Raw genomic sequence first — 18,338 nt, 5'->3', positions numbered from 1 at the left:
GTCCCCCGGTCGCGGTGATCGCTCCGGCACCCGGGGCCGGCGCCGGGGGCGTCCGCCGATCAGAAGACGTCGGGCGGGTCCAGGCGCACGCGCAGGCTGCCGGGGCGCTTGCGGGCGCTGCGGGCGGCGACGCCGGCGCGCAGCGCCTCGGTGAGCTCGCGGGAGCGCTGCGGCTCCAGGCGCAGCACGGCGCGGGCGCCGCGGGCATCGGCCCCCTCCTCGAGATCGACGGGGCCGAACACGCTGGTGCCGTCGGGCAGGTCGGTCTCCTCGAGGAAGGTACGCACGGCCGCGCGGTCCCCGGTGACCTCGGCGATCCTGCGGAACGGCGGCAGGTCCAGCTGGCGGCGGTCCTCGAGCACCCGGTCCAGGAACACGCGGGAGCGGTGGGCCACCAGGTCGCGGATCGCCGGGAGGGTCGCCGTGCCGACCACGAGGACCTCTCCCCCGTCCCGGGCCGTGCGCACCAGGGCGATGGCGTTGGTCCAGCGGCGCACGGCCTCGACATCGGCGTCGAAGGAGGCGCGCGCCAGCATGGCGTCGCAGTCCAGCAGCACGGCGGCGGCGTAGTCGCCCTCGGGGGCGGGCTCCGCCCCCGGGGTCGCCACCACGATGGCGCCCTCGGGCACGGCATCGTCGGGGACGGGGCCGTGCGCCCCGCCGGCGACCACCAGCGGAGCCTCGGGGAAGGCGCGGCGCAGCTCCTCGGCGGTGCGGGTGGAGCCGATCACGACGGCGCGCACGCCGGTGCGGTGGCATTCCGGGCAGCGGTAGCCGTCCTCGACCCGGCCGCAGACCGTGCACTGGAGGCCGTGGTCGCGGCTGCGCAGGGTCAGCGGGGCGGAGCAGGTGGGGCACAGGCAGCGGGTGCCGCAGAAGGTGCAGGCGATCGCGGGGACGTAGCCGCTGCGGGGCACCTGCACCAGCACGCTCCCCCGGCCCAGGCCCTCCCGGATCACGCGCATGGCGGCCTGCGGCAGGCGGGAGCGGCCGCTGGGGCCCTCCCGCTCGCGCAGGTGATCGTCCATGGCGACGATCCGGGGCCGCACGGCGTTCAGAGGCGCCCCGGCGGGCTCGAGCAGGCGCAGGTACCCCTGTCCGGCGAGCATCGCCTCGGTGGTGGAGCACGAGGTCGACAGCAGCAGCAGGGCGGCGCGCTCCTCGTGGGAGCGGCACTGGAGGACGGTGCGGGTGTGCGGGTAGGGGGCGCGGGGTTCGACGAGCAGGTCGTCGGCCGCGTCCCAGCAGACGATGAGCGCGAGGTCGCGCACGGGGGCGAAGGCGGCGGACCGGGAGCCGATCACGATCCGGCTGGCCCCGCGCAGGATCCGCCGGAAGGCGCGGTAGCGCTTCTCGGGCCCGTCGGCGCTGCCGAGGACCTCGTGGGGGATGCCGCGGGCCTCCAGGACCCGGTGCAGCCGGTCCACGTCGCGCATGTCGGGGGCGACGACGAGGGCTCCCCGGCCCGGGGCCAGGCGGGAGATCGCGGCGGCGGTGACCTGGGTCCAGGCATCCGCGGGCTCCAGCACGATGCCCGCGCGCGGGACGGGGCCCTCCGCGGAGCCGGCGCGATCGACCAGGGCCTGCAGGCCGATGTACCGGCCGATGATCCGGGCATCGTCCTCTCCGGCCTCGCCGGCGCCCTCGACCCCCTCGGCCGTCCCGCCCTCGTCGGACTCCTCGGGCCCGTCGGCCTCATCGGCTGCGGGGACGTCCTCCTGCTCGGCCTGCTCCGCGGTCCGGTCGGCCTTCTCGGCGCGGGCGTGGCGCGGCGGGATCGCCAGGCGCAGCACGTCGCCGAGGGTGCCGGCGCAGCGTTCGGCGACCTCGGCGCACACGCGCAGCATCGTCGGGGAGATCACCACGTCCTCGGAGACGAGGCGGGCGATGGGCCCCAGCGGGCGGTCGGTCGCGGGGGTGTCCGTGCGCTCCAGGACGATGCCGTCCATCTCGCGCCCGGCCAGGCGCACCTTGACGCGCATTCCGGGGCCCGCGGCGGCGGCATCGGCCGGGACGGCGTAGTCGAAGGGCCGGTCCAGGTGCGGCAGGGCACCGATCAGCTGGACGCGGGCGACGGGCTCGTGCTCGGCGAGGTCGAAACCGGCGGTGGTGCGCAGGCGGCCGGGCCGGGTCGCGGCGCGGTCCGGCTCCGGAACGGGAGCGGCGGGGGCAGGGGGCTCGAAGAGCCCGTCCTGCGTCCCCGCCGCGATCGGCTCGGGCATGCTCAGCGCTGGTGGACGGCCACCAGGTCGCACACGAACACGAGGGCCTCGTTCGGGGCGATCACGGGCGGAGCGCCGCGGTCGCCGTAGGCGAGGCGGGAGGGGATCTCGAGGCGGCGGCGGCCGCCGACCTTCATGCCCTGGACGCCCTGGTCCCAGCCGCTGATGACCTGGCCGACGCCGAGCTGGAAGCGCAGCGGCTCGCCGCGGTTCCAGGAGGCGTCGAACTCCTCGCCGGTGGAGTGGGACACGCCCACGTAGTGCACGTCGACGACGTCGCCGCGGCCGGCCTCGGGGCCCTCGCCCTCGAGCTCGTCGATGATGACGAGGTCGGTGGGGGCGTCGCCCTCGGGACGGTCGATCTCGGGCTTGCTGCTCATGGTGCTCCTCGGGGTGGGGTGTTGCGGATGGATGGTTCTCAGGCGCTGCGGGGGCCGCGGGCGAGGACGTCCACGACGAAGATGAGGGTCTTCCCGGCGAGCTCGTGCTGGGACTCGCCCTCCTGGCCGTAGGCCTCGGCCGGCGGGATGACCAGCATGACCTGGCTCCCCACCGGCAGGCCCAGCAGGTTCTCGTCCCAGCCGGTGATGACCCGGCCCTCGCCCTGGACGAAGCCGAAGGGGGCGCCGCGCTCCCAGGACGAGTCGAACTGGGAGCCGTCCTCCCAGTTCCAGCCGGTGTACTGCATGACGAGGTAGTCGCCCTCGGCGGTCGCCTCGCCGGTGCCGGTGATGAGCACCTCGCGGACGGTCGCGCTGGGCGGCTCCCCCTCGCCCGGGCCGGAGATGGCGGGGGCGCCGTCGTCCCCGAGGGTGACGGCCGGGTAGGTGCCCGAGGGCGCCTCGGCGGTGCCCTCGGCGCGCAGGGGGCTGACCACGGAGTCGATGTCGGCGACCTGGACCAGGGAGACCATCTGTCCGTTGGAGTCCTTCTGCCAGCCGGACATGGCCACGCGGCTGCCGACGGTGACGGTGGTGAGGAACTGCGCGGCCGCCTCGCCGATGCCGTCGCTGCTCACGGTGACGCCCCCGGCGGGAGCGCCCTGCCACCAGGACTGCAGCGTCTCCCCGCTGGCCCCGGCGACGTACAGGGAGCGCCACAGCAGGGTGTCGCCCTCGGCGATCGCGGCGCCGTCCCCGGGGACGACGACGATCGAGTCGGCCCGGTCCACCGACAGCGGCGGGGTGAACTCGACGACGGGCTCGGCCGCGAGGTCCTCGCTGATGCTCACCGCGGAGAGCACCTCGCCGCCTCCGTCCGAGGCACCGCCGGTGGCCTCCGGGTCCCCGGAGTCGTCGGTGCAGGCTGCCAGGCCGATGGCGGCGGTGGCGGCGATGGCGGAGCCCAGGAGGGCGCGGCGTCGGATCACGAGGTGACCTTTCACGTTCGGGTGCTGCGGGCGGGGTGCGGCCCGGTCGGAGCCAGGGTACGGGCTCCGCCTGGGGGACGGCGGGGCGATGGGGACGGCGCCGGCGACGGGGGTCTCAGACGGGGTCGGGCCGCGCGGTCCCGGCGGCGCGGATCTGCGCGAGCAGGGCGTCGACCTCGTCGGACTGCGTGGCGAAGGGGTCCAGGACGGTGACGGGCATCGCCCCGGGACGCACCAGGCGCATCGTGGTCCAGTCCACGACGTGGTCGACGCCGTGGGCGATGGCCTCGGTGACGACCTGTCCGCGCAGGTGGGCGCGGGTGGTGGTGGGAGCCGTGGTGCGCGCCGCCTCGATCCGCGCATCCTCGAGCACGCGCGGGGCGCGCCCGGCCTGCTGGAGGCGGGAGAACAGACCGCGCTCGGGGTCGATGTCGTGGTAGGCGAGGTCCAGCCGCTCGATCTGGGGACTGTCCAGGCCGATGCCGCGCCGGGCGCCGACCTCCTCGAACAGGGCCTCCTTGATGGCCCAGTCCAGGCGGGTGCGCGCCCAGGAGCGGTCCCCGGTGCGCACGGCGTCCAGGGACCGCTGCCAGGTCTCCAGGACGATCTGCTCGCTCTCGTCGGCCAGCGGGGCCACCAGGTCGAGGTAGCGCTGCTGGATCTCCAGGGAGCTCATCGCCGCCCCGGACTCGAGCTCGACGGGCTGGGATCCGCGCAGGTCGCGGGCCACGGCGCGGATCGCGGCGATGTCGTCGGCCAGCTTCAGCTCCGGCAGCACCTGCCCGCTCTCGATGAGGCGCAGCACCAGGTCGGTGGTGGCGAAGCGCAGCCAGGTCGAGGTCTCCGACATGGTCGAGTCGCCGACGATCACGTGCAGGCGCCGGTAGCGGGTGGCGTCCCCGTGGGGCTCGTCGCGGGTGTTGATGATGGGCCGGGTGCGGGTGGTCGCGGAGGACACCGACTCCCACATGTGGTCGCTGCGGCGGGAGAAGACGAAGCGGGCGCCGCCGTCGGCCTCGCGCACCACGCCGCCGGCACCGGTCATGATCTGGCGGGTGACCAGGAACGGCAGCAGCGCACCGGGCAGGCGGGTGAACTCGCCGCGTCGGTCCACGAGGAAGTTCTCGTGGCTGCCGAAGGCGTTGCCGGCGGAGTCGACGTTGTTCTTGAGCAGGTGGATGCGGGCGTCCTCGCCCTGCTCGGCCAGGCGCGCGTTCGCGGTGGAGACGAGGTCCGCGAGGATCCTCTCCCCCGCCCGGTCCTGGGCGACCAGGTCCCACCAGTCGTCGCATTCGGCGGTGGCGATCTCCGGGTGGGAGCCCACGTCGAGGTAGAGCCGTGCGGCGTTGCCGAGGAACACGTTCGAGGAGCGGCCGAGCGCGACGACGGGCCGGAACAGCTCGCGGGCGGCGGCCTCCGGCTCGAGGGCGCGGGTGCCGTCGGCGCGCACGCACACCAGCCCGTACTCGGTCTCGAGACCTCCGACGCGGCGCTTCATCGGTGCGCCCGATCGCGCGTCGGCACGGCGGTCACTGGCCGCCCTTCTGCACGAAGGAGCGCACGAAGGTCTCGGCGTTGGACTCGAGGACCTCGTCGATCTCGTCGAGCAGCGAGTCGGCGGCCTGGGCGGAGGCGAAGGTCTGGCCGCCGACGGCGGTCTCCTCGCCCTGCTCGTCGTCGCCGGCGCCGCCGCTGCTGCTGAAGGTCTGCTGGCTCATGGCGTGGTTCCTCCGGTGTGCTGGGCCCCGGTCCGGGGCGGGGGTGTGTCGGTCAGCGCGCGCAGGGCGGCGAGGATCTCGTCGATGTCGGCCGTGGGGTCGATGCCGTGCGCGTCCTGCCATGATCGCGCACCGAGGCGCGGATCGGCGCAGCGCAGGGTCAGCCCGCCGTCCGCGTCGCCGGCCAGGGTGATCACGTCCCAGCCGGCGCTCGTGACGTGGCGCGGATGCTCGCGGATCAGGCGCCCGCGCAGATGGGCGCGGGTCGAGGCAGGAGGCTCGACCGCGGCGCGGGCCGCCTCCTCCTCGGTGACCAGCGTCCGCACCCTCCCGGCGGCGCGCAGCTTCCCGTACAGGCTGCGGGCGGGACGCAGGTCCGCGAACTGCAGGTCGATCATGCGCAGGCGCGGATCGCCCCAGGCGAGCCCGTGCCGAGCCCGGTAGCCCTCGAGCAGCTGCAGCTTGGCGACCCACTCGATGCGGTCGGCGGCGGCCTCGCGGTCCTCCGCCAGCAGCGTGAGCAGCTCGCCCCACTGGGCATGGACGTCCGCGCTCTCGGCATCGGACGCATCCAGCACGGAGCCGACGGCGGACCAGCAGGCGCGCTGGATCTCGAGCGCCGTGGTGGTCCCGCCGTCCGCCAGCGGCAGCGGCGCGGTGAGGGACAGGTCGTGGCTGATGGTGCGGACCGCGGCGACCGGGTCCGCGAGGGAGATCCGCGGCAGGATCCGCTCCCCCGTGGCATGCTCGCGCTCGAGCGCGGCGAGCACCAGCGAGGTCATGCCGAGCTTGAGGTAGGTCGGTGTCTCCAGCAGGTTCGCGTCCCCGATGATCACGTGCAGGCGCCGGAAGCGCGAGGCATCGGCGTGGGGCTCGTCGCGGGTGTTGACGATGGGACGGTTCAGCGTCGTCTCCAGGCCGACCTCCGCCTCGAAGAAGTCCGCGCGCGAGGAGATCTGGAAGCCCTCGTCCTGGCCGCGGGTGCCGATGCCCACGCGGCCCGCGCCCACCACGATCGCCCGGCTGGCCAGGAACGGCACCAGCGCGGCGACGACCCGGTCGAAGGGCACCGCCCGGTCCAGCAGGAAGTTCTCGTGGGTGCCGTAGGACGCGCCCTTGCCGTCGGTGTTGTTCTTGTACAGGGCGACGTCCGGGACGCCCTCGGCGGCGGCGAGGATCTCCATGGTGCGCTGGGCGACGACCTCCCCGGCGCGATCCACGAGCACCCCCTCCCGGGCCCGCAGGACCTCGGGCGAGGAGTACTCGGGGTGGGCGTGGTCGACGTACCAGCGGGCGCCGCCGGTGAGGACGGCGTTGCTGATCGAGCGGCGCAGGGCCCAGTCCAGGATCTCGGCGTCCTCGCCCTCGGGGGCGACCTCGGCGGCGGCCAGGGGGACGTCCATGTCGATGCTCGGCACGTGCGCGTCGCGCACGGCGTCGGTGAGCTGGGTGGGGTGGGCGGCGGCGCGCTGGATCTCGAAGCCGCGCGCGTCCCGCAGCGGGGACTCGTCGCCGTAGTCCCAGCGCACCCGGTGGCCGCGCGGGCCCTGCTCGGGGGCCAGCAGCGCATAGGCCCCGACCACGAGATGGGAGAGCATGATCGAGCTGGAGGCGCCGACGTCCCCGCGCTCGGCGGGGTCGGCGTGGGCGATCCCGAACTCGGTCTCGATGCCCATCGGCCGCTCGGTGGTGATCCCGGGGGCGGTCTCAGGCATCATCGGCCTCCTCCAGGACGATGTCGCGGCGCAGCGGGACCACCCGGTCGACCCGGCGGCCGCGGCGGCCGGAGATGCGGGCCCAGTCCTCGGCGTGCGCGCCGGCGGGCAGGTCCTCGTTCTCGGAGAACTCGGCGTCCACGGCGAGCTCGATGTGCTCGAGCGACAGCCCGGCCGCGCCGAAGGCCATGTGGTCCTTGACGGCGTACTTCTTGGCGCGGTCGACGATGTTGCGCAGCACCGCGCCGGAGACGAAGTCCCGCAGGTGCAGGGTCTCCTCGCCGCCGTCGGAGTAGACCAGGCGCACGAACTCGGTGGCCGGCCCCTCGGCGTAGATCAGCTCGACGGCCCGCTCCAGCAGGTGCTCGCGCACGGCGCGCACCGGGACGGAGGAGTCGAGGTAGATGCCGAGGATCTCGCGAGCGGCCTCGGCGTCGGGACGGCGCACCCGGATCTTCACGTCCAGGCGGCCGGGGCGCAGGATGGCCGGGTCGATCATGTCCTCGCGGTTGGAGGCGCCGATGACGATCACGTTCTCGAGGGACTCGACGCCGTCGATCTCCGCCAGCAGCTGCGGCACGATGGTGGTCTCCACGTCGCTGGACACGCCGGTGCCGCGGGTGCGGAACAGCGACTCCATCTCGTCGAAGAAGACCACCACGGGGTGGCCGGAGCTGGCGCGCTCCCGGGCCCGCTCGAAGACCAGGCGGATCGACCGCTCCGTCTCGCCGACGTACTTGTTCAGCAGCTCGGGGCCCTTGACGTTGAGGAAGGAGGACTGCGCGAGCGCCTCCTCGATGCTCACCCCGGCGGCCTCCGCGGAGCGCAGCGCCAGCTCGTGGGCGACGGCCCGGGCGATCATCGTCTTGCCGCAGCCGGGGGGCCCGTACAGCAGCACGCCCTTGGGCGGGCGCAGGCCGTACTCGCGGAACAGGTCCTGCTGGAGGAAGGGCAGCTCGACGGCGTCGCGGATCGTCTCGATCTGGTCGCGCAGCCCGCCGATCTGCTCGAAGGAGGTGTCCGGGACCTGCTCCAGCACGAGGTCGGTGATCTCGGCGCGGTCGATCCGTTCGCGCACCAGCGCCGCCTTCAGGTCGACCAGCACGTGGTCGCCGGGGTGGAGGATCTCCTCCTCCAGCCCGCCGGCGCGCCCCAGGACCCGGGAGTCGTCCTGGGTGACCTGGACGATCACGCGGCCGTCGGCCAGGGCCTCCTGGACCACCACGAGGCTGCCGCTGTCCTCGGCGTCCGCGACGTGCTCGACCGCGGCCAGCGCCTCGTTCAGCCGCAGCAGCGCCCCGGGGCGCAGGGCCTCGAGATCCAGGCTCGCGCTCGTGGCCACGCGCAGCCGCCGCCCGTTGTGCAGCACGTCGACGGTGGTGCCCTCGGTGCGGCGCAGGAAGGTGGCATAGGCGTTGGGCGGGTCCCCGACGCGCTCGAGGTCCGTCTTGAGCTGGACGATCTGCGCGCGGGCGGCCCGCAGGCCGGCCTCGAGCCGGTCGTTGCGGGTGGCGAGCTGCTCGAGCTCGGTGCTCATCTCCTGGTACGTCTTCATCCCCACCGGGGTGTCCTCCTCACGGATGGCGCACGGGGCGCCGGGTCAGCGGTCGCGGCCCTGACGGATGTCCCGCAGCGCCCGCTTGATCTTGCGCGGGGCGACGCCGCGCTCCCCGAGGTCCTGGGCGGACCAGTCGGCATCGCTGCCGCCGAATCCCTCGTTGTCGGGGTGGGTGAGCTCCTCGATGTCCTGCGAGCCGGGAGCGGGGCGACGCGCACGGCTCAGCGCCTGCGTGCCGTGGGCGGTGCGCCGCGCGGTGAGCAGGAACCCCGTGTGGGCGTTCATGCGGTGCTCCGGGCGCACGGCCAGGCCCTCGAGGTGCCAGGGCCGCACGAAGCTCTCCCAGGCGTAGGGCTCGGTGAACTCGCCGTGGGCGCGCAGCGCCTCCGCGGTGCGGGAGAGCTGGGTGACCGTCGCGACGTAGGCGAGGAACACGCCCCCGGAGACCAGCGCACCGGCCGCGGCCTCGATGCACTCCCAGGGGGCGAGCATGTCCAGCACCACGCGGTCCACCACGGGCCCCTCGGAGGACAGCTGCACGGCGACGTCCTGGAAATCGCCGACGGTGAGCTGCCAGGCGGGGTGCGGGCCGCCGAAATAGGTCTCCACGTTCTCGGTGGCGACCTCCGCGAAGTCCTCGCGGCGCTCGATCGAGTGGACCGAGCCCTCCGGGCCGACGGCGCGCAGCAGCGCGGTGGTCAGCCCGCCGGAGCCGACGCCCGCCTCGAGCACCCGCGCCCCGGGGAAGATGTCGCCCCACATGAGGATCTGCGCGGAGTCCTTGGGATAGATGATCGCGGCGCCGCGGGGCATGGAGAGCATGTAGTCGGCATACAGCGGGCGCAGCGCCTGGTAGGCGGTGCCGTTCGAGTCCTGCACGACCACGCCGTCCTCCGCGCCGATCAGCGTGTCGTGACGCAGCACGCCGCGGTGGCTGTGGAACTCGCCGCCCTCCTTGAGGGTGATCGTGTTCATGCGGTTCTTGGCGTCGGCGAGCTGGACCTTGTCGCCCGCCTCGAAGGGGCCGGTGCGGTCCAGGCGCCGGCGCGGGGCGCGCGGCGCCGGGGCGGCGGCGGTCCGGGCGGTCTCGGGCGATTCATCCATGCTCGTCAGTCTAGGTGCGCCCGGCCCGCACGGGACCCGGCGTCCGCCCGCAGGCGGGCCGCTCCGGCCGATGTCACAGCGCCGGGCGGCCCCCGGGCTCAGGCCGCCGGCGCCGATCGGCCGCGCAGATGGGCGTTGACGTCCCTCGAGGCGACGGTCCCGATCGGCTCGCCGGCGGCCGAGCGCACCAGGTACACCGGGTAGGGGCGCGCGAGCATCGCGGTGATCAGCGCGGAGCCCTCCAGGGGCAGGCGCAGCTCCGCCTGCGGCGGCAGCGGGGTCGACACCGCCCGCACCGGGGTGCTCCCCTGGGCGCCGACGGGCACGGCGGCCAGGGCCCGCGGGTCGATCAGGGCGAATCCGATCGTCTCGTCCCCCACCAGCAGGGTCGAGGGGTCGAGCCCGGCCAGCCCGGACACCGGGGCGTCGGCGTCGATCCGGCGGGCGGGGCGCACGAAGCGGGCGAGGTCGGCCCGGGCGACGGCCTCGTCCAGGCGCGCGGTGCGCAGCGCGGAGCTCGCGCCCTGCCACAGCATGGAGGCGATGAGCACGGCCCACAGCATGACCAGCAGCCCCGATCCGTCCATCGACCCGACCGTGCGCCACAGCGCGTAGGCCACCACCAGCACGGCGATGCCGCGGCCGATCCAGGCGGTGATCTGCGTGGCCAGCGCCTGGCGCCGGGTGAGCACGGCGAGCAGGCCCTCGAGGGCGCGGCCGCCGTCCATCGGCAGTCCGGGCAGCAGGTTGAAGACCGCCAGGGCGTAGTTGAGCGTCGAGGCGAAGAAGAGGAAGGCCGCGGCGGCGGAGCCGTCGGGCACGAGCGGATCGGCCAGCGCCGCGCCCGCCCCGAGGACCGCGTTGCTCAGCGGACCCACCACGGAGATGACGATCGAGTGCCAGGAGCGCAGGCGCCCGCCGCTGTACTGGGTGTGGCCGCCCCACAGGGTCAGCGCGATGTGATCGACCTTCGCCCCGAAGGCGAGGGCGGCGACGGTGTGCGCGAGCTCGTGGACGGCGACCGAGAGGATCATGAACAGGCCGATGCCGACGGCGACCGCCAGCGCCGTCCCGGGCGAGATCCCCTCGACCCGGGCCACCGCGGGGTGCACCAGCAGCGCCAGCACGGCGACGGTGACGAGCGTCCCCAGCGAGATCCGGATGGGCGGCAGCGCTCCCAGGCGCAGTTCGGGCTGCTTCACTCTCGTGGTCTCCTCCGTCGTCCGGGCCCCGGCACCCGCGGTCCGCCCACCGAGCATATCGGCGCGCCCCCGAGGGGCTCCTGGAGACCTATGATCGGACGATGACCCGCATCGCTGTGACCGCCTTCGGCGGCTGGAACGATGCCGGGGAGGCCGCGACCGGCGTGATCGAGCACCTGCTCTCCGTGTGGCCCTCCCGGCGGCTCGCGCTCATCGACGCGGAGGACTACACCGACTTCCAGGTCAGCCGGCCCTCGATCCGCACCTCCGAGGAGGGGCTGCGGGAGATCGAGTGGCCGGACACGGCCGTCGACCTCGTCACCCCGCAGCGCGGCGGCGAGCTGGTGCTCGTCCACGGTCCGGAGCCGTCGCTGCGCTGGAAGTCCTACTGCGCCGAGGTGCTCGCGCAGATCGACGCCGCCGGCGCGACCGCCCTCGTCTCCCTGGGGGCGCTGCTGGCCGATGCCCCGCACACCCGGCCGCTGCCGGTGAGCTCCCGGGTCGAGCCCGGCACCCACGAGCGCGCCGCGGAGGACGCCTACGAGGGACCGATCGGGATCCCCGGCGTGCTGGGCCGCCTGGCGGTGGCCCGCGGTCTGCGCACCACCTCGCTGTGGGTGCAGGTGCCGCACTACGTGGCCCAGAATCCGGCCCCGAAGGCCGTGCTGAGCCTCATCTCGGAGCTCCAGTCCGTGGTCACCGCCCCGATCCCGCTGGGCGACCTCGAGGAGGACGCCGCCGCCTGGGTGCGCGGCGTCGACGAGCTGTGCCGCACCGACCCGGAGGTCGCCGACTACGTGCAGCGCCTGGAGCGGGCGCAGGACGCCACGGACCTGCCCGAGGCCAGCGGCGATGCGATCGCCCGCGAGTTCGAGCAGTTCCTGCGCCGCCGCGAGGAGGAGTAGCGGGCGGCGCAGCGCCCGCCCCGTCTCACAGGGCGATGCCGAGCAGGGCGTCCAGGGCGGCCGGAACATCCGCGGGGCGCTGCGCGCCGGGGACCGCCGCCGGCGCCGCGTCGCGGCCCGGGGAGGCGCCGCCGGCCCACCGGTCCAGCACGCGCAGGGCGCGCTCGGTGTCGAGGTCCTCGCGCAGCGCGTCGCGCAGGGCGGCGACCACGTCGGAGTCGTCGGCCCCCTCGCGGGCGGCGGCGCGGTAGGCGGCCAGACGCTGCTGCGCCCGGGCGAGCTCGGCGTCGGTCCACTCCCAGTCGCTGCGGTAGTGGTGGGCCATGAGGACCAGGCGGATCGCCGCCGGGTCCACGCCCTGGCGCACCAGCTCGGAGACGAACACGAGGTTGCCCAGGGACTTGCTCATCTTCTCGCCCTGGTAGGCGACCATCCCCACGTGCGGGTACACGGACGCGAAGCCCTCGCCCAGCGCCGCCGCGTGGGAGGCGCTCATGTCGTGGTGGGGGAAGATGAGGTCCCTTCCGCCGGTCTGCACGTCGAAGGGCAGGCCCAGGCCGCCCTCCGCGATCGCGACGCACTCCACGTGCCAGCCGGGGCGGCCCCGGCCCAGGCTCCCGGCGTCCCAGGCGGGCTCGCCGGGGCGCTCGGCGCGCCACAGCAGAGGATCGAAGGTCCCCCGCTTGCCCGCGCGGTCCGGGTCCCCGCCGCGCTCGGCGAAGACCTCGAGCATCTGGGCGGCGTCCCAGCCGCTGACGCCGCCGAGGGCGCCGTCCTGCGCGAGGTCCAGGTACCAGTCCTCGCCGTCGGAGTCGGGGGTGGGCACCTGATAGGCGCGGCCGGCCGCGACCAGCCGCTGGACCAGGGCGATGATCTCGTCCATCGCCTCGCTCACGGAGAGGTAGGTCTGCGGGGGGATGATCCGCAGGGCCTCCATGTCGCCGGAGAAGCGGTCGGTCTCGCGCTGGGCCAGCTCGCGCCAGTCCATGCCGTCGCGGTCGGCGCGCTCCAGGAGCGGGTCGTCGACGTCGGTGACGTTCTGGGCGACCTCGACCTCGAAGCCGGCGTCGAGCAGGGCGCGGCGCATGAGGTCGGCGGCGTGGTACGTCGCGGCATGGCCGAGGTGGGTCGAGTCGTACGGGGTGATCCCGCAGACGTACAGCCGGGCCCTGCCGGGCTGGGCGGGCCGGACCTCCTGGATCAGACCGCTGCGCGTGTCATGCAGCCGCGGTGCCTCACCGCTCGCGGGAAGGGGCGTGATCTGCGGTGTTCTCCAGGCTCGCACCCGTCGATCATACGCACGCGGGCCTGGGCGACGGCTCCGGGATCAGGCCCCGCCGGCCAGGGGATGGATCACACCGGTGCCCAGCAGGAGCAGCAGGACGACGCCCGCGCCGACGCGGTAGAGGACGAAGGGCAGGTAGCTGCGGTTCTCGATGAGCCGCATGAACCACACGATCACCACGTACCCGACGGCGAAGGAGACGACGGTCGCGATGAGGATCGCCAGCAGGCTGGGCTCCCCCGCGGCCATGGCCGCCGCCCGCCCGTCGGCGCTCAGCAGCGGGGGGACCTCCTTGGCGGCCTTGTACAGGCCGGAGGCGAACACCGCGGGGACGGCCAGGAGGAAGGCGTAGCGCGCGGCGGCCTGGCGGGTGTAGCCCATCAGCAGGCCCGCCGTGATGGTTCCGCCGGAGCGCGAGACCCCGGGGATCAGCGCCAGCGCCTGGGCGCCGCCGTAGATCAGGCCGTCCTTGATGGTGAGGTCCTTGAGCTCCTTGCGCTGCGGGGCGATGCGGTCCGCGACGCCGAGGAAGAGGCCGAAGCCGATGAGCATCGCGGCGGTGATGTAGAGGTTCCGCAGGGAGTGGTCGATCTGGTCCTCGAACAGCAGGCCCAGCACGCCGATCGGGATCGAGCCGATGATCACCAGCCAGCCCATGCGCACGTCCGGATCGGACTGGGGCACCTTCCCGGCGAGGGCGCGGAACCAGCGGCCGATGATCCGCGTGATGTCCTTCCAGAAGTAGAGCAGCACGGCCGTCTCGGTGCCCAGCTGGATGATCGCGGTGAAGGCGGCGCCGGGCTCGCGGCCGGGCATGAGGAACTCGCCGACGACACGGAGATGGGCGCTCGAGGACACGGGGAGGAACTCGGTCAGCCCCTGCACGATGCCCAGGATGATCGCATCGATGAAGCTCACGGACTCTCCTGGAGGGAACGGGGGCGCGCAGGAAGCGGCCCGATGACGGTGAGGAGGGCACGGCCGCCTCCGCGGCATCCGGCCGCGGGGCGGCGCCGGCGGACTGCGCCCGCCGGGGCCCCGTGACACAGTACGCGGCGCCCGGTGCAGGACCGGGCGCCGCGCAGCGGATCAGCGGTGAAGATTCCGTGCAGGAGCGGAAGGAGGCGCTCAGCGCTCCTGGTCGTCCTCGCCGTCCTCCTCGTAGTCGTCATCCTCGTCCTCGTCGTCGTCCTCGTCGTCGTCGAGGTCGTCGAAGTCATCGAAGTCGTCGTCATCGTCCTCGTCGTCGCCGTCGAAGACGATCAGCGGGGTGGCGATGTCGTAAGCCTCGAAGAGGGCGTCGTCGTAGGCGTCGAAGGCGGTGGTCAGACCGTCGGTGGCGGCATCCAGGGCGGGGTCGTCGTCGCCGTGCGAGGCTGCCGCCGCCTCGTAGTGGCGCTCCAGGGCTGCGATGAGAGCGGCGAGTGCTGCACGCGGATCCGTGTTCATGGTTGGACCGTACCGTGTTCAGCGGCACAATGGACAGTCCTGTTCCCCACCTCGTCCCGACCGCTCCCCGTCCTCTCCCCTCGGGTCCGGAGCCCGGACCCGCCCCGCGTGAAACGGAGGTCCCTGTGGCCCGCAGAACGGCGCGCAGCACGCATCCCTCGATCCGCATCCAGCCCACCGGCTCGGCCGGCGACCTGCCCCTGGAACCGGGACGGAGACCCGAGGACTACGAGTTCCAGATCGTCACCATCCCGCGCGGGGTGTCGATCTCGGCGGCGCGCTCCTCGGTCACCGAGGAGGCGGAGTACGGCCGCTGGGAGCTCGCCCGCACCCGGATGTACATCGGCGGGGCGCAGAAGGTGTGGATGCGCCGGCGCATCCTCAGGGTGCGCTCGACCCTGCAGCGCTGAGGGCGGCTCCGGCCCCCGCACGGCAGCGCTCGGCGCCGTCGTCCACAGCCCCGCCCGGGCCCGGCCGGGTTCTGCTGGAATAGGCCCATGCCCTCCCCCGAGCTCCCTGCGCTGTGCGTGCTGCTGCTGGTGTTCTGTCCGCAGGCGGTCGCGCTCGCCTGGATCGACGGGCGCGAGCATCGCCTGCCCAACCGGCGGGTGGCCCTCCTCACCGGCTCCACGGCGGCGGCGCTCGGCCTGCTCGCCGTGCTCCGGCCGGACCTGAGGTCACCGCTGGGCACCGCCGCCGTGCTCGCGCTGGTCTGCGCCGTCGCCGGCATCGGCGTGGCGCTGCTGGCCCCGCAGCTGATCGGGATGGGCGACGCCAAGACCGCGCCGGTCGTCGTGCTCATGTCCGCGACCCTCGGCCCGTACGTGCTGGTCGCGGCCGTGCTGGGGGTCCTCCTGCTGGCGGGAGCGGCCGGCGCCGCGGCCTGGGCGGTGACCCGCAGGGCCGATGCCCGCTTCGCCGTCGGCCCGGTGCTGCTGGCGGGCCCGTTCCTGGGTCTGCTCGCGAGCCCGCTGGTGGCGGTCGCCCTGGGCTCCTCCGCGGCATGACCCGCACGCCCGCCCCCTGACCTCGGATCCGCCCTCCGACGAGAGGACCCCGCCCATGCGCATCACCACCCTGACCGATCCCGCCGCCCCGGATCGCACCAATGAGGACGCGGTCGCGCTGGGGCCCGATCTCGCGGTCGTCGTGGACGGCGCCGGCCTGGACAAGGCGATGCGCCGCGGCTGCTCGCACTCGGTCTCCTGGTACTCCCGCACCCTCGCCCACGAGTTCGCGCTGCGCCTCGCGGAAGGGCCGGAGGAGCACGATGAGGACGCGCCCGCGGCCTCCCCGGGCGCGGTGCCGGCGGCCGGAGGGGGCGCGGTGCCGGCGGCCGTCGAGGTCGGGGTCCCGGCGGCTGCCGAGGGCGGGGGCCCGGAGGCTGCCGGTCGTCGGCTGGGCATGCGGGAGGCCCTGGGCGGGGCGATCGCGGCCGTGCGGGATCGGCACGCGAGGACCTGCGACCTCGCCGCCGGTAGCCCGAGCGGCACGGTGGCCGCCTGGCGGGTGCGCGATAGGACCCTCGAGACCCTCGTGCTCTGCGACGCGGCCATCATCGTGGCGCGCACCGACGCCGAGGGGTCGGTGGCCCGCGCCGATCTCACCACCGATCTGCGCGTCCACGATGCCGTCGCGGCGAAGCGCCGCGAGCTCGCGGCCCGGGAGGAGGCGGCGCCGGTGGGCTCTGCGGCGCGCGAGGAGATCCCTCTGCGCTTCCGTGCGCTGGACGCGGCACGCAACGTGGAGGACGGGTTCTGGTGCGCGCACCACGATCCCGCGGCGGCCGAGCACGCGATCGTCCAGCAGCTCCCGTGGTCCGACGAGCTGTGCGTCATCGCCGCGAGCGACGGCGCGGTCCGCGCGATCCTGGAGCTCGGCACGCATACCGTCGAAGAATTCGCCGATGCCTGCGCGCACGGCGGCGAGGACGTGCTCGCCTCGGACATCCGCGCGGAGGAAGACCGTCAGCTCGACCGGTACCGAGCCCGGGGCGCGAAGGTCCACGACGATCTGACCCTGGCGATCGGGCGTCCTTGACCAGCACCGATGATCCTGGAAGCGCGATCGGCCGTGGCGCCACGGGAACAATGGATCCGCCGTGATCGTCCTGTGATAGCACTTCGCCTCACGAAGGAAGCGGCTTACCGATTCACAAGAATTCCAGAAGCCATGATCACGAACAGATGACGACGAAATCCCCCTGTGTCTTGCGCCACATGTCGGCGTGTGCTTAGGGTCGAGCCCGGGCACGAGCTCGACGGCAGAGATCCATCACGACCAGAGGACCTGATCACCATAACCGAGACCAACGGCAGCGGACAGTTCGGCAGCGACGACGAGACGCAGGGCCGGTTCCAGGGCTCCTCCGACGAGCACGGCTACGGCAACGACGAGAGCTCGGAGCAGGACGGCTACGGCCAGTCGGAGGGACAGTCCTCCCAGGGCGGCTACGGCCAGTCGGAGGGACAGTCCTCCCAGGGCGGCTACGGCCAGTCGGAGGGACAGTCCTCCGCGGGCGGCTACAGCAGCGGCGGGGAGTCCTCCGAGGGCGGCTACAGCAGCGGCGGGGAGTCCTCCGAGGGCGACGGCTACGGCCGGTCTTCCGAAGACTCGTTCTCCCAGGGCGGCTACGGCGGCGGCGACTCCGCCGTGGTCGGCGATGACGACCAGCTCTCCGGAGGCGGCTCCTCCCAGGGCGGCTACGACGGCGGCGACACCTCGGAGGGCGGCGGCCTCGGCCGGTCCTCCCAGGGCGAGACGTCCGAGAGCGGGTACGGCGGCGGCTCCTCCGAGGGCGGCTACAGCGGCGGGGAGACCTCCGAAGGAGACTCCTCCGAGGGCGGCTTCGGCGAGGACCGCTGAGCCACGATCCGGAGCCCCCGCCCAGGGCGGCGGGCTCGCACCGGTCCGGACGGCAGGACGCCGAGGTCGCCTGAGACGCCGACGCCCCCCGGATACGCGAAGGGCCCCGACGCATCTGCGTCGGGGCCCTTCCGATGTCCTGCGACATCGTCGGTGTCCGAGGGGGGACTTGAACCCCCACGCCCTAATACGGGCACTAGCACCTCAAGCTAGCGCGTCTGCCAATTCCGCCACCCGGACAGGTGATCTTCCGCGGCTCCCACCGCGAAGGCAACGAGTAAACAGTAGCACGAGCCGAGGGGCGTCCATGACGCTGTGACCACCACAGACGCTGTTCGTGAAGACAATCACGCTCGGGCGGCGCCCGTGCCCGTGCCTTCTGCCGGCCGGAGGCGACGTGGGAGGATCCCGGCATGGTCCACGTCATCTTCCACGAGCCCCGCATCGCCGGGAACACCGGCAATGCGATCCGCCTGGCCGCCGTCACCGGAGCGCGCCTGCATCTCGTCGAGCCGCTCGGCTTCGACTTCGAGGACGCCAAGCTGCGCCGCGCGGGACTGGACTACCACGATCTCGCCGAGGTGCGGATCCACCCCGACATCGACACGGCGCTCGCGACGCTGCCCGGATCGCGGGTCTTCGCGTTCACTGCACGGACCGAGACGTCCTTCGCGGACGTCGAGTACCGCCGGGACGACGTCCTGCTGTTCGGCGCCGAGCCGACGGGCCTGCCCGAGCACGTGCTCGCGCACCCGCGGGTGACGGCGCATCTGCGGATCCCGATGCTCCCGGCGCGCCGCAGCCTCAATCTCGCCAACTCGGCATCGATCGCGGTGTACGAGGCGTGGCGGCAACTCGGGTACGAGGGATCCGCCGCTCCGGGCGAGAGCGCCTGAGAGCTCCCCCGAGCGGCACGGCCCGGCTCCGATCCGGCAGGACGCGGTGC

Annotated in this window: 18 protein-coding genes and 1 tRNA gene; 6 read left to right on the top strand and 13 right to left on the bottom strand. The window is 73.9% G+C overall.

Annotation, left to right across the window (positions count from 1 at the left end):
• Nucleotides 1–59 precede the first annotated feature (59 nt).
• The 9 genes from BF93_RS01655 to BF93_RS01615 form a co-directional block, all read right to left on the bottom strand.
• Entirely contained in the window at nucleotides 60–2,222 is a 2,163-nt protein-coding gene (locus BF93_RS01655; RefSeq protein WP_198025319.1) for a primosomal protein N' family DNA-binding protein, read from the bottom strand.
• A 2-nt stretch (nucleotides 2,223–2,224) separates the two neighbouring features.
• Entirely contained in the window at nucleotides 2,225–2,602 is a 378-nt protein-coding gene (locus BF93_RS01650; RefSeq protein WP_038370182.1) for an FKBP-type peptidyl-prolyl cis-trans isomerase, read from the bottom strand.
• Nucleotides 2,603–2,640: 38 nt separating this feature from the next.
• The gene (locus BF93_RS01645; RefSeq protein WP_038370181.1) at nucleotides 2,641–3,591 is read right to left on the bottom strand and encodes an FKBP-type peptidyl-prolyl cis-trans isomerase; all 951 of its coding nucleotides are present in this window, start codon (nucleotides 3,589–3,591) and stop codon (nucleotides 2,641–2,643) included.
• A gap of 115 nt (nucleotides 3,592–3,706) precedes the next feature.
• Complete coding sequence (gene pafA, locus BF93_RS01640; RefSeq protein WP_038370180.1) at nucleotides 3,707–5,089, bottom strand: Pup--protein ligase; 1,383 nt, start codon at nucleotides 5,087–5,089, stop codon at nucleotides 3,707–3,709.
• A 31-nt stretch (nucleotides 5,090–5,120) separates the two neighbouring features.
• Nucleotides 5,121–5,309 (bottom strand): ubiquitin-like protein Pup, encoded by a 189-nt coding sequence (locus tag BF93_RS01635; protein WP_038370179.1) that lies wholly within the window; start codon nucleotides 5,307–5,309, stop codon nucleotides 5,121–5,123.
• The gene (dop, locus tag BF93_RS01630) at nucleotides 5,306–7,024 is read right to left on the bottom strand and encodes a depupylase/deamidase Dop (protein ID WP_038370178.1); all 1,719 of its coding nucleotides are present in this window, start codon (nucleotides 7,022–7,024) and stop codon (nucleotides 5,306–5,308) included. The genes BF93_RS01635 and dop overlap by 4 nt, the downstream gene beginning before the upstream one ends.
• Entirely contained in the window at nucleotides 7,017–8,579 is a 1,563-nt protein-coding gene (gene arc / locus BF93_RS01625; RefSeq protein ID WP_038370177.1) for a proteasome ATPase, read from the bottom strand. The genes dop and arc overlap by 8 nt, the downstream gene beginning before the upstream one ends.
• A gap of 45 nt (nucleotides 8,580–8,624) precedes the next feature.
• Nucleotides 8,625–9,686 (bottom strand): tRNA (adenine-N1)-methyltransferase, encoded by a 1,062-nt coding sequence (locus BF93_RS01620; protein ID WP_038370176.1) that lies wholly within the window; start codon nucleotides 9,684–9,686, stop codon nucleotides 8,625–8,627.
• A gap of 98 nt (nucleotides 9,687–9,784) precedes the next feature.
• Complete coding sequence (locus tag BF93_RS01615; RefSeq protein ID WP_038370175.1) at nucleotides 9,785–10,888, bottom strand: M50 family metallopeptidase; 1,104 nt, start codon at nucleotides 10,886–10,888, stop codon at nucleotides 9,785–9,787.
• A gap of 101 nt (nucleotides 10,889–10,989) precedes the next feature.
• Between BF93_RS01615 and BF93_RS01610 the strand changes: the two genes are divergently transcribed.
• Entirely contained in the window at nucleotides 10,990–11,793 is an 804-nt protein-coding gene (locus BF93_RS01610; protein ID WP_038370173.1) for a PAC2 family protein, read from the top strand.
• Nucleotides 11,794–11,818: 25 nt separating this feature from the next.
• Here the strand turns inward: BF93_RS01610 and mshC are convergent, their stop codons facing one another.
• From mshC to BF93_RS01595, 3 genes are all read right to left on the bottom strand, one after another.
• Nucleotides 11,819–13,078, bottom strand: coding sequence for a cysteine--1-D-myo-inosityl 2-amino-2-deoxy-alpha-D-glucopyranoside ligase (gene mshC, locus BF93_RS01605; RefSeq protein WP_038370171.1), 1,260 nt, complete (start codon nucleotides 13,076–13,078; stop codon nucleotides 11,819–11,821).
• Between the two features lie 42 nt (nucleotides 13,079–13,120).
• A complete protein-coding gene (locus tag BF93_RS01600; RefSeq protein WP_038370169.1) occupies nucleotides 13,121–13,996 on the bottom strand; it encodes an undecaprenyl-diphosphate phosphatase in 876 nt (291 codons plus the stop codon).
• A gap of 210 nt (nucleotides 13,997–14,206) precedes the next feature.
• On the bottom strand, nucleotides 14,207–14,527 hold the full coding sequence (locus tag BF93_RS01595) for a hypothetical protein (protein WP_038370167.1): 321 nt from the start codon (nucleotides 14,525–14,527) through the stop codon (nucleotides 14,207–14,209).
• Nucleotides 14,528–14,652: 125 nt separating this feature from the next.
• Between BF93_RS01595 and BF93_RS01590 the strand changes: the two genes are divergently transcribed.
• The 4 genes from BF93_RS01590 (at nucleotide 14,653) to BF93_RS18755 (ending at nucleotide 17,392) form a co-directional block, all read left to right on the top strand.
• Nucleotides 14,653–14,937, top strand: a complete 285-nt coding sequence (locus BF93_RS01590; protein ID WP_415749458.1) for a DUF5703 family protein — start codon at nucleotides 14,653–14,655, stop codon at nucleotides 14,935–14,937.
• 87 nt (nucleotides 14,938–15,024) lie between these two features.
• A complete protein-coding gene (locus BF93_RS01585; protein ID WP_038370166.1) occupies nucleotides 15,025–15,534 on the top strand; it encodes a prepilin peptidase in 510 nt (169 codons plus the stop codon).
• 55 nt (nucleotides 15,535–15,589) lie between these two features.
• Nucleotides 15,590–16,567: a hypothetical protein gene (locus BF93_RS01580; RefSeq protein ID WP_038370165.1), complete on the top strand. Its 978-nt coding sequence runs from the start codon at nucleotides 15,590–15,592 to the stop codon at nucleotides 16,565–16,567.
• Between the two features lie 189 nt (nucleotides 16,568–16,756).
• On the top strand, nucleotides 16,757–17,392 hold the full coding sequence (locus BF93_RS18755) for a hypothetical protein (RefSeq protein ID WP_051486389.1): 636 nt from the start codon (nucleotides 16,757–16,759) through the stop codon (nucleotides 17,390–17,392).
• A 154-nt stretch (nucleotides 17,393–17,546) separates the two neighbouring features.
• Here BF93_RS18755 and BF93_RS01570 read toward each other — a convergent pair.
• Nucleotides 17,547–17,632 (bottom strand) — tRNA-Leu (locus tag BF93_RS01570).
• A gap of 173 nt (nucleotides 17,633–17,805) precedes the next feature.
• Here BF93_RS01570 and BF93_RS01565 point away from each other — a divergent pair.
• Nucleotides 17,806–18,288, top strand: a complete 483-nt coding sequence (locus BF93_RS01565) for a tRNA (cytidine(34)-2'-O)-methyltransferase (protein WP_038370164.1) — start codon at nucleotides 17,806–17,808, stop codon at nucleotides 18,286–18,288.
• The last annotated feature ends 50 nt before the right edge of the window (nucleotides 18,289–18,338 follow it).

Source organism: Brachybacterium phenoliresistens, assembly GCF_000576425.1.
Classification (GTDB): domain Bacteria; phylum Actinomycetota; class Actinomycetes; order Actinomycetales; family Dermabacteraceae; genus Brachybacterium; species Brachybacterium phenoliresistens.
Note: the sequence above shows the minus strand (reverse complement) of the source record. Positions and strands in the feature narration are given on the sequence as shown.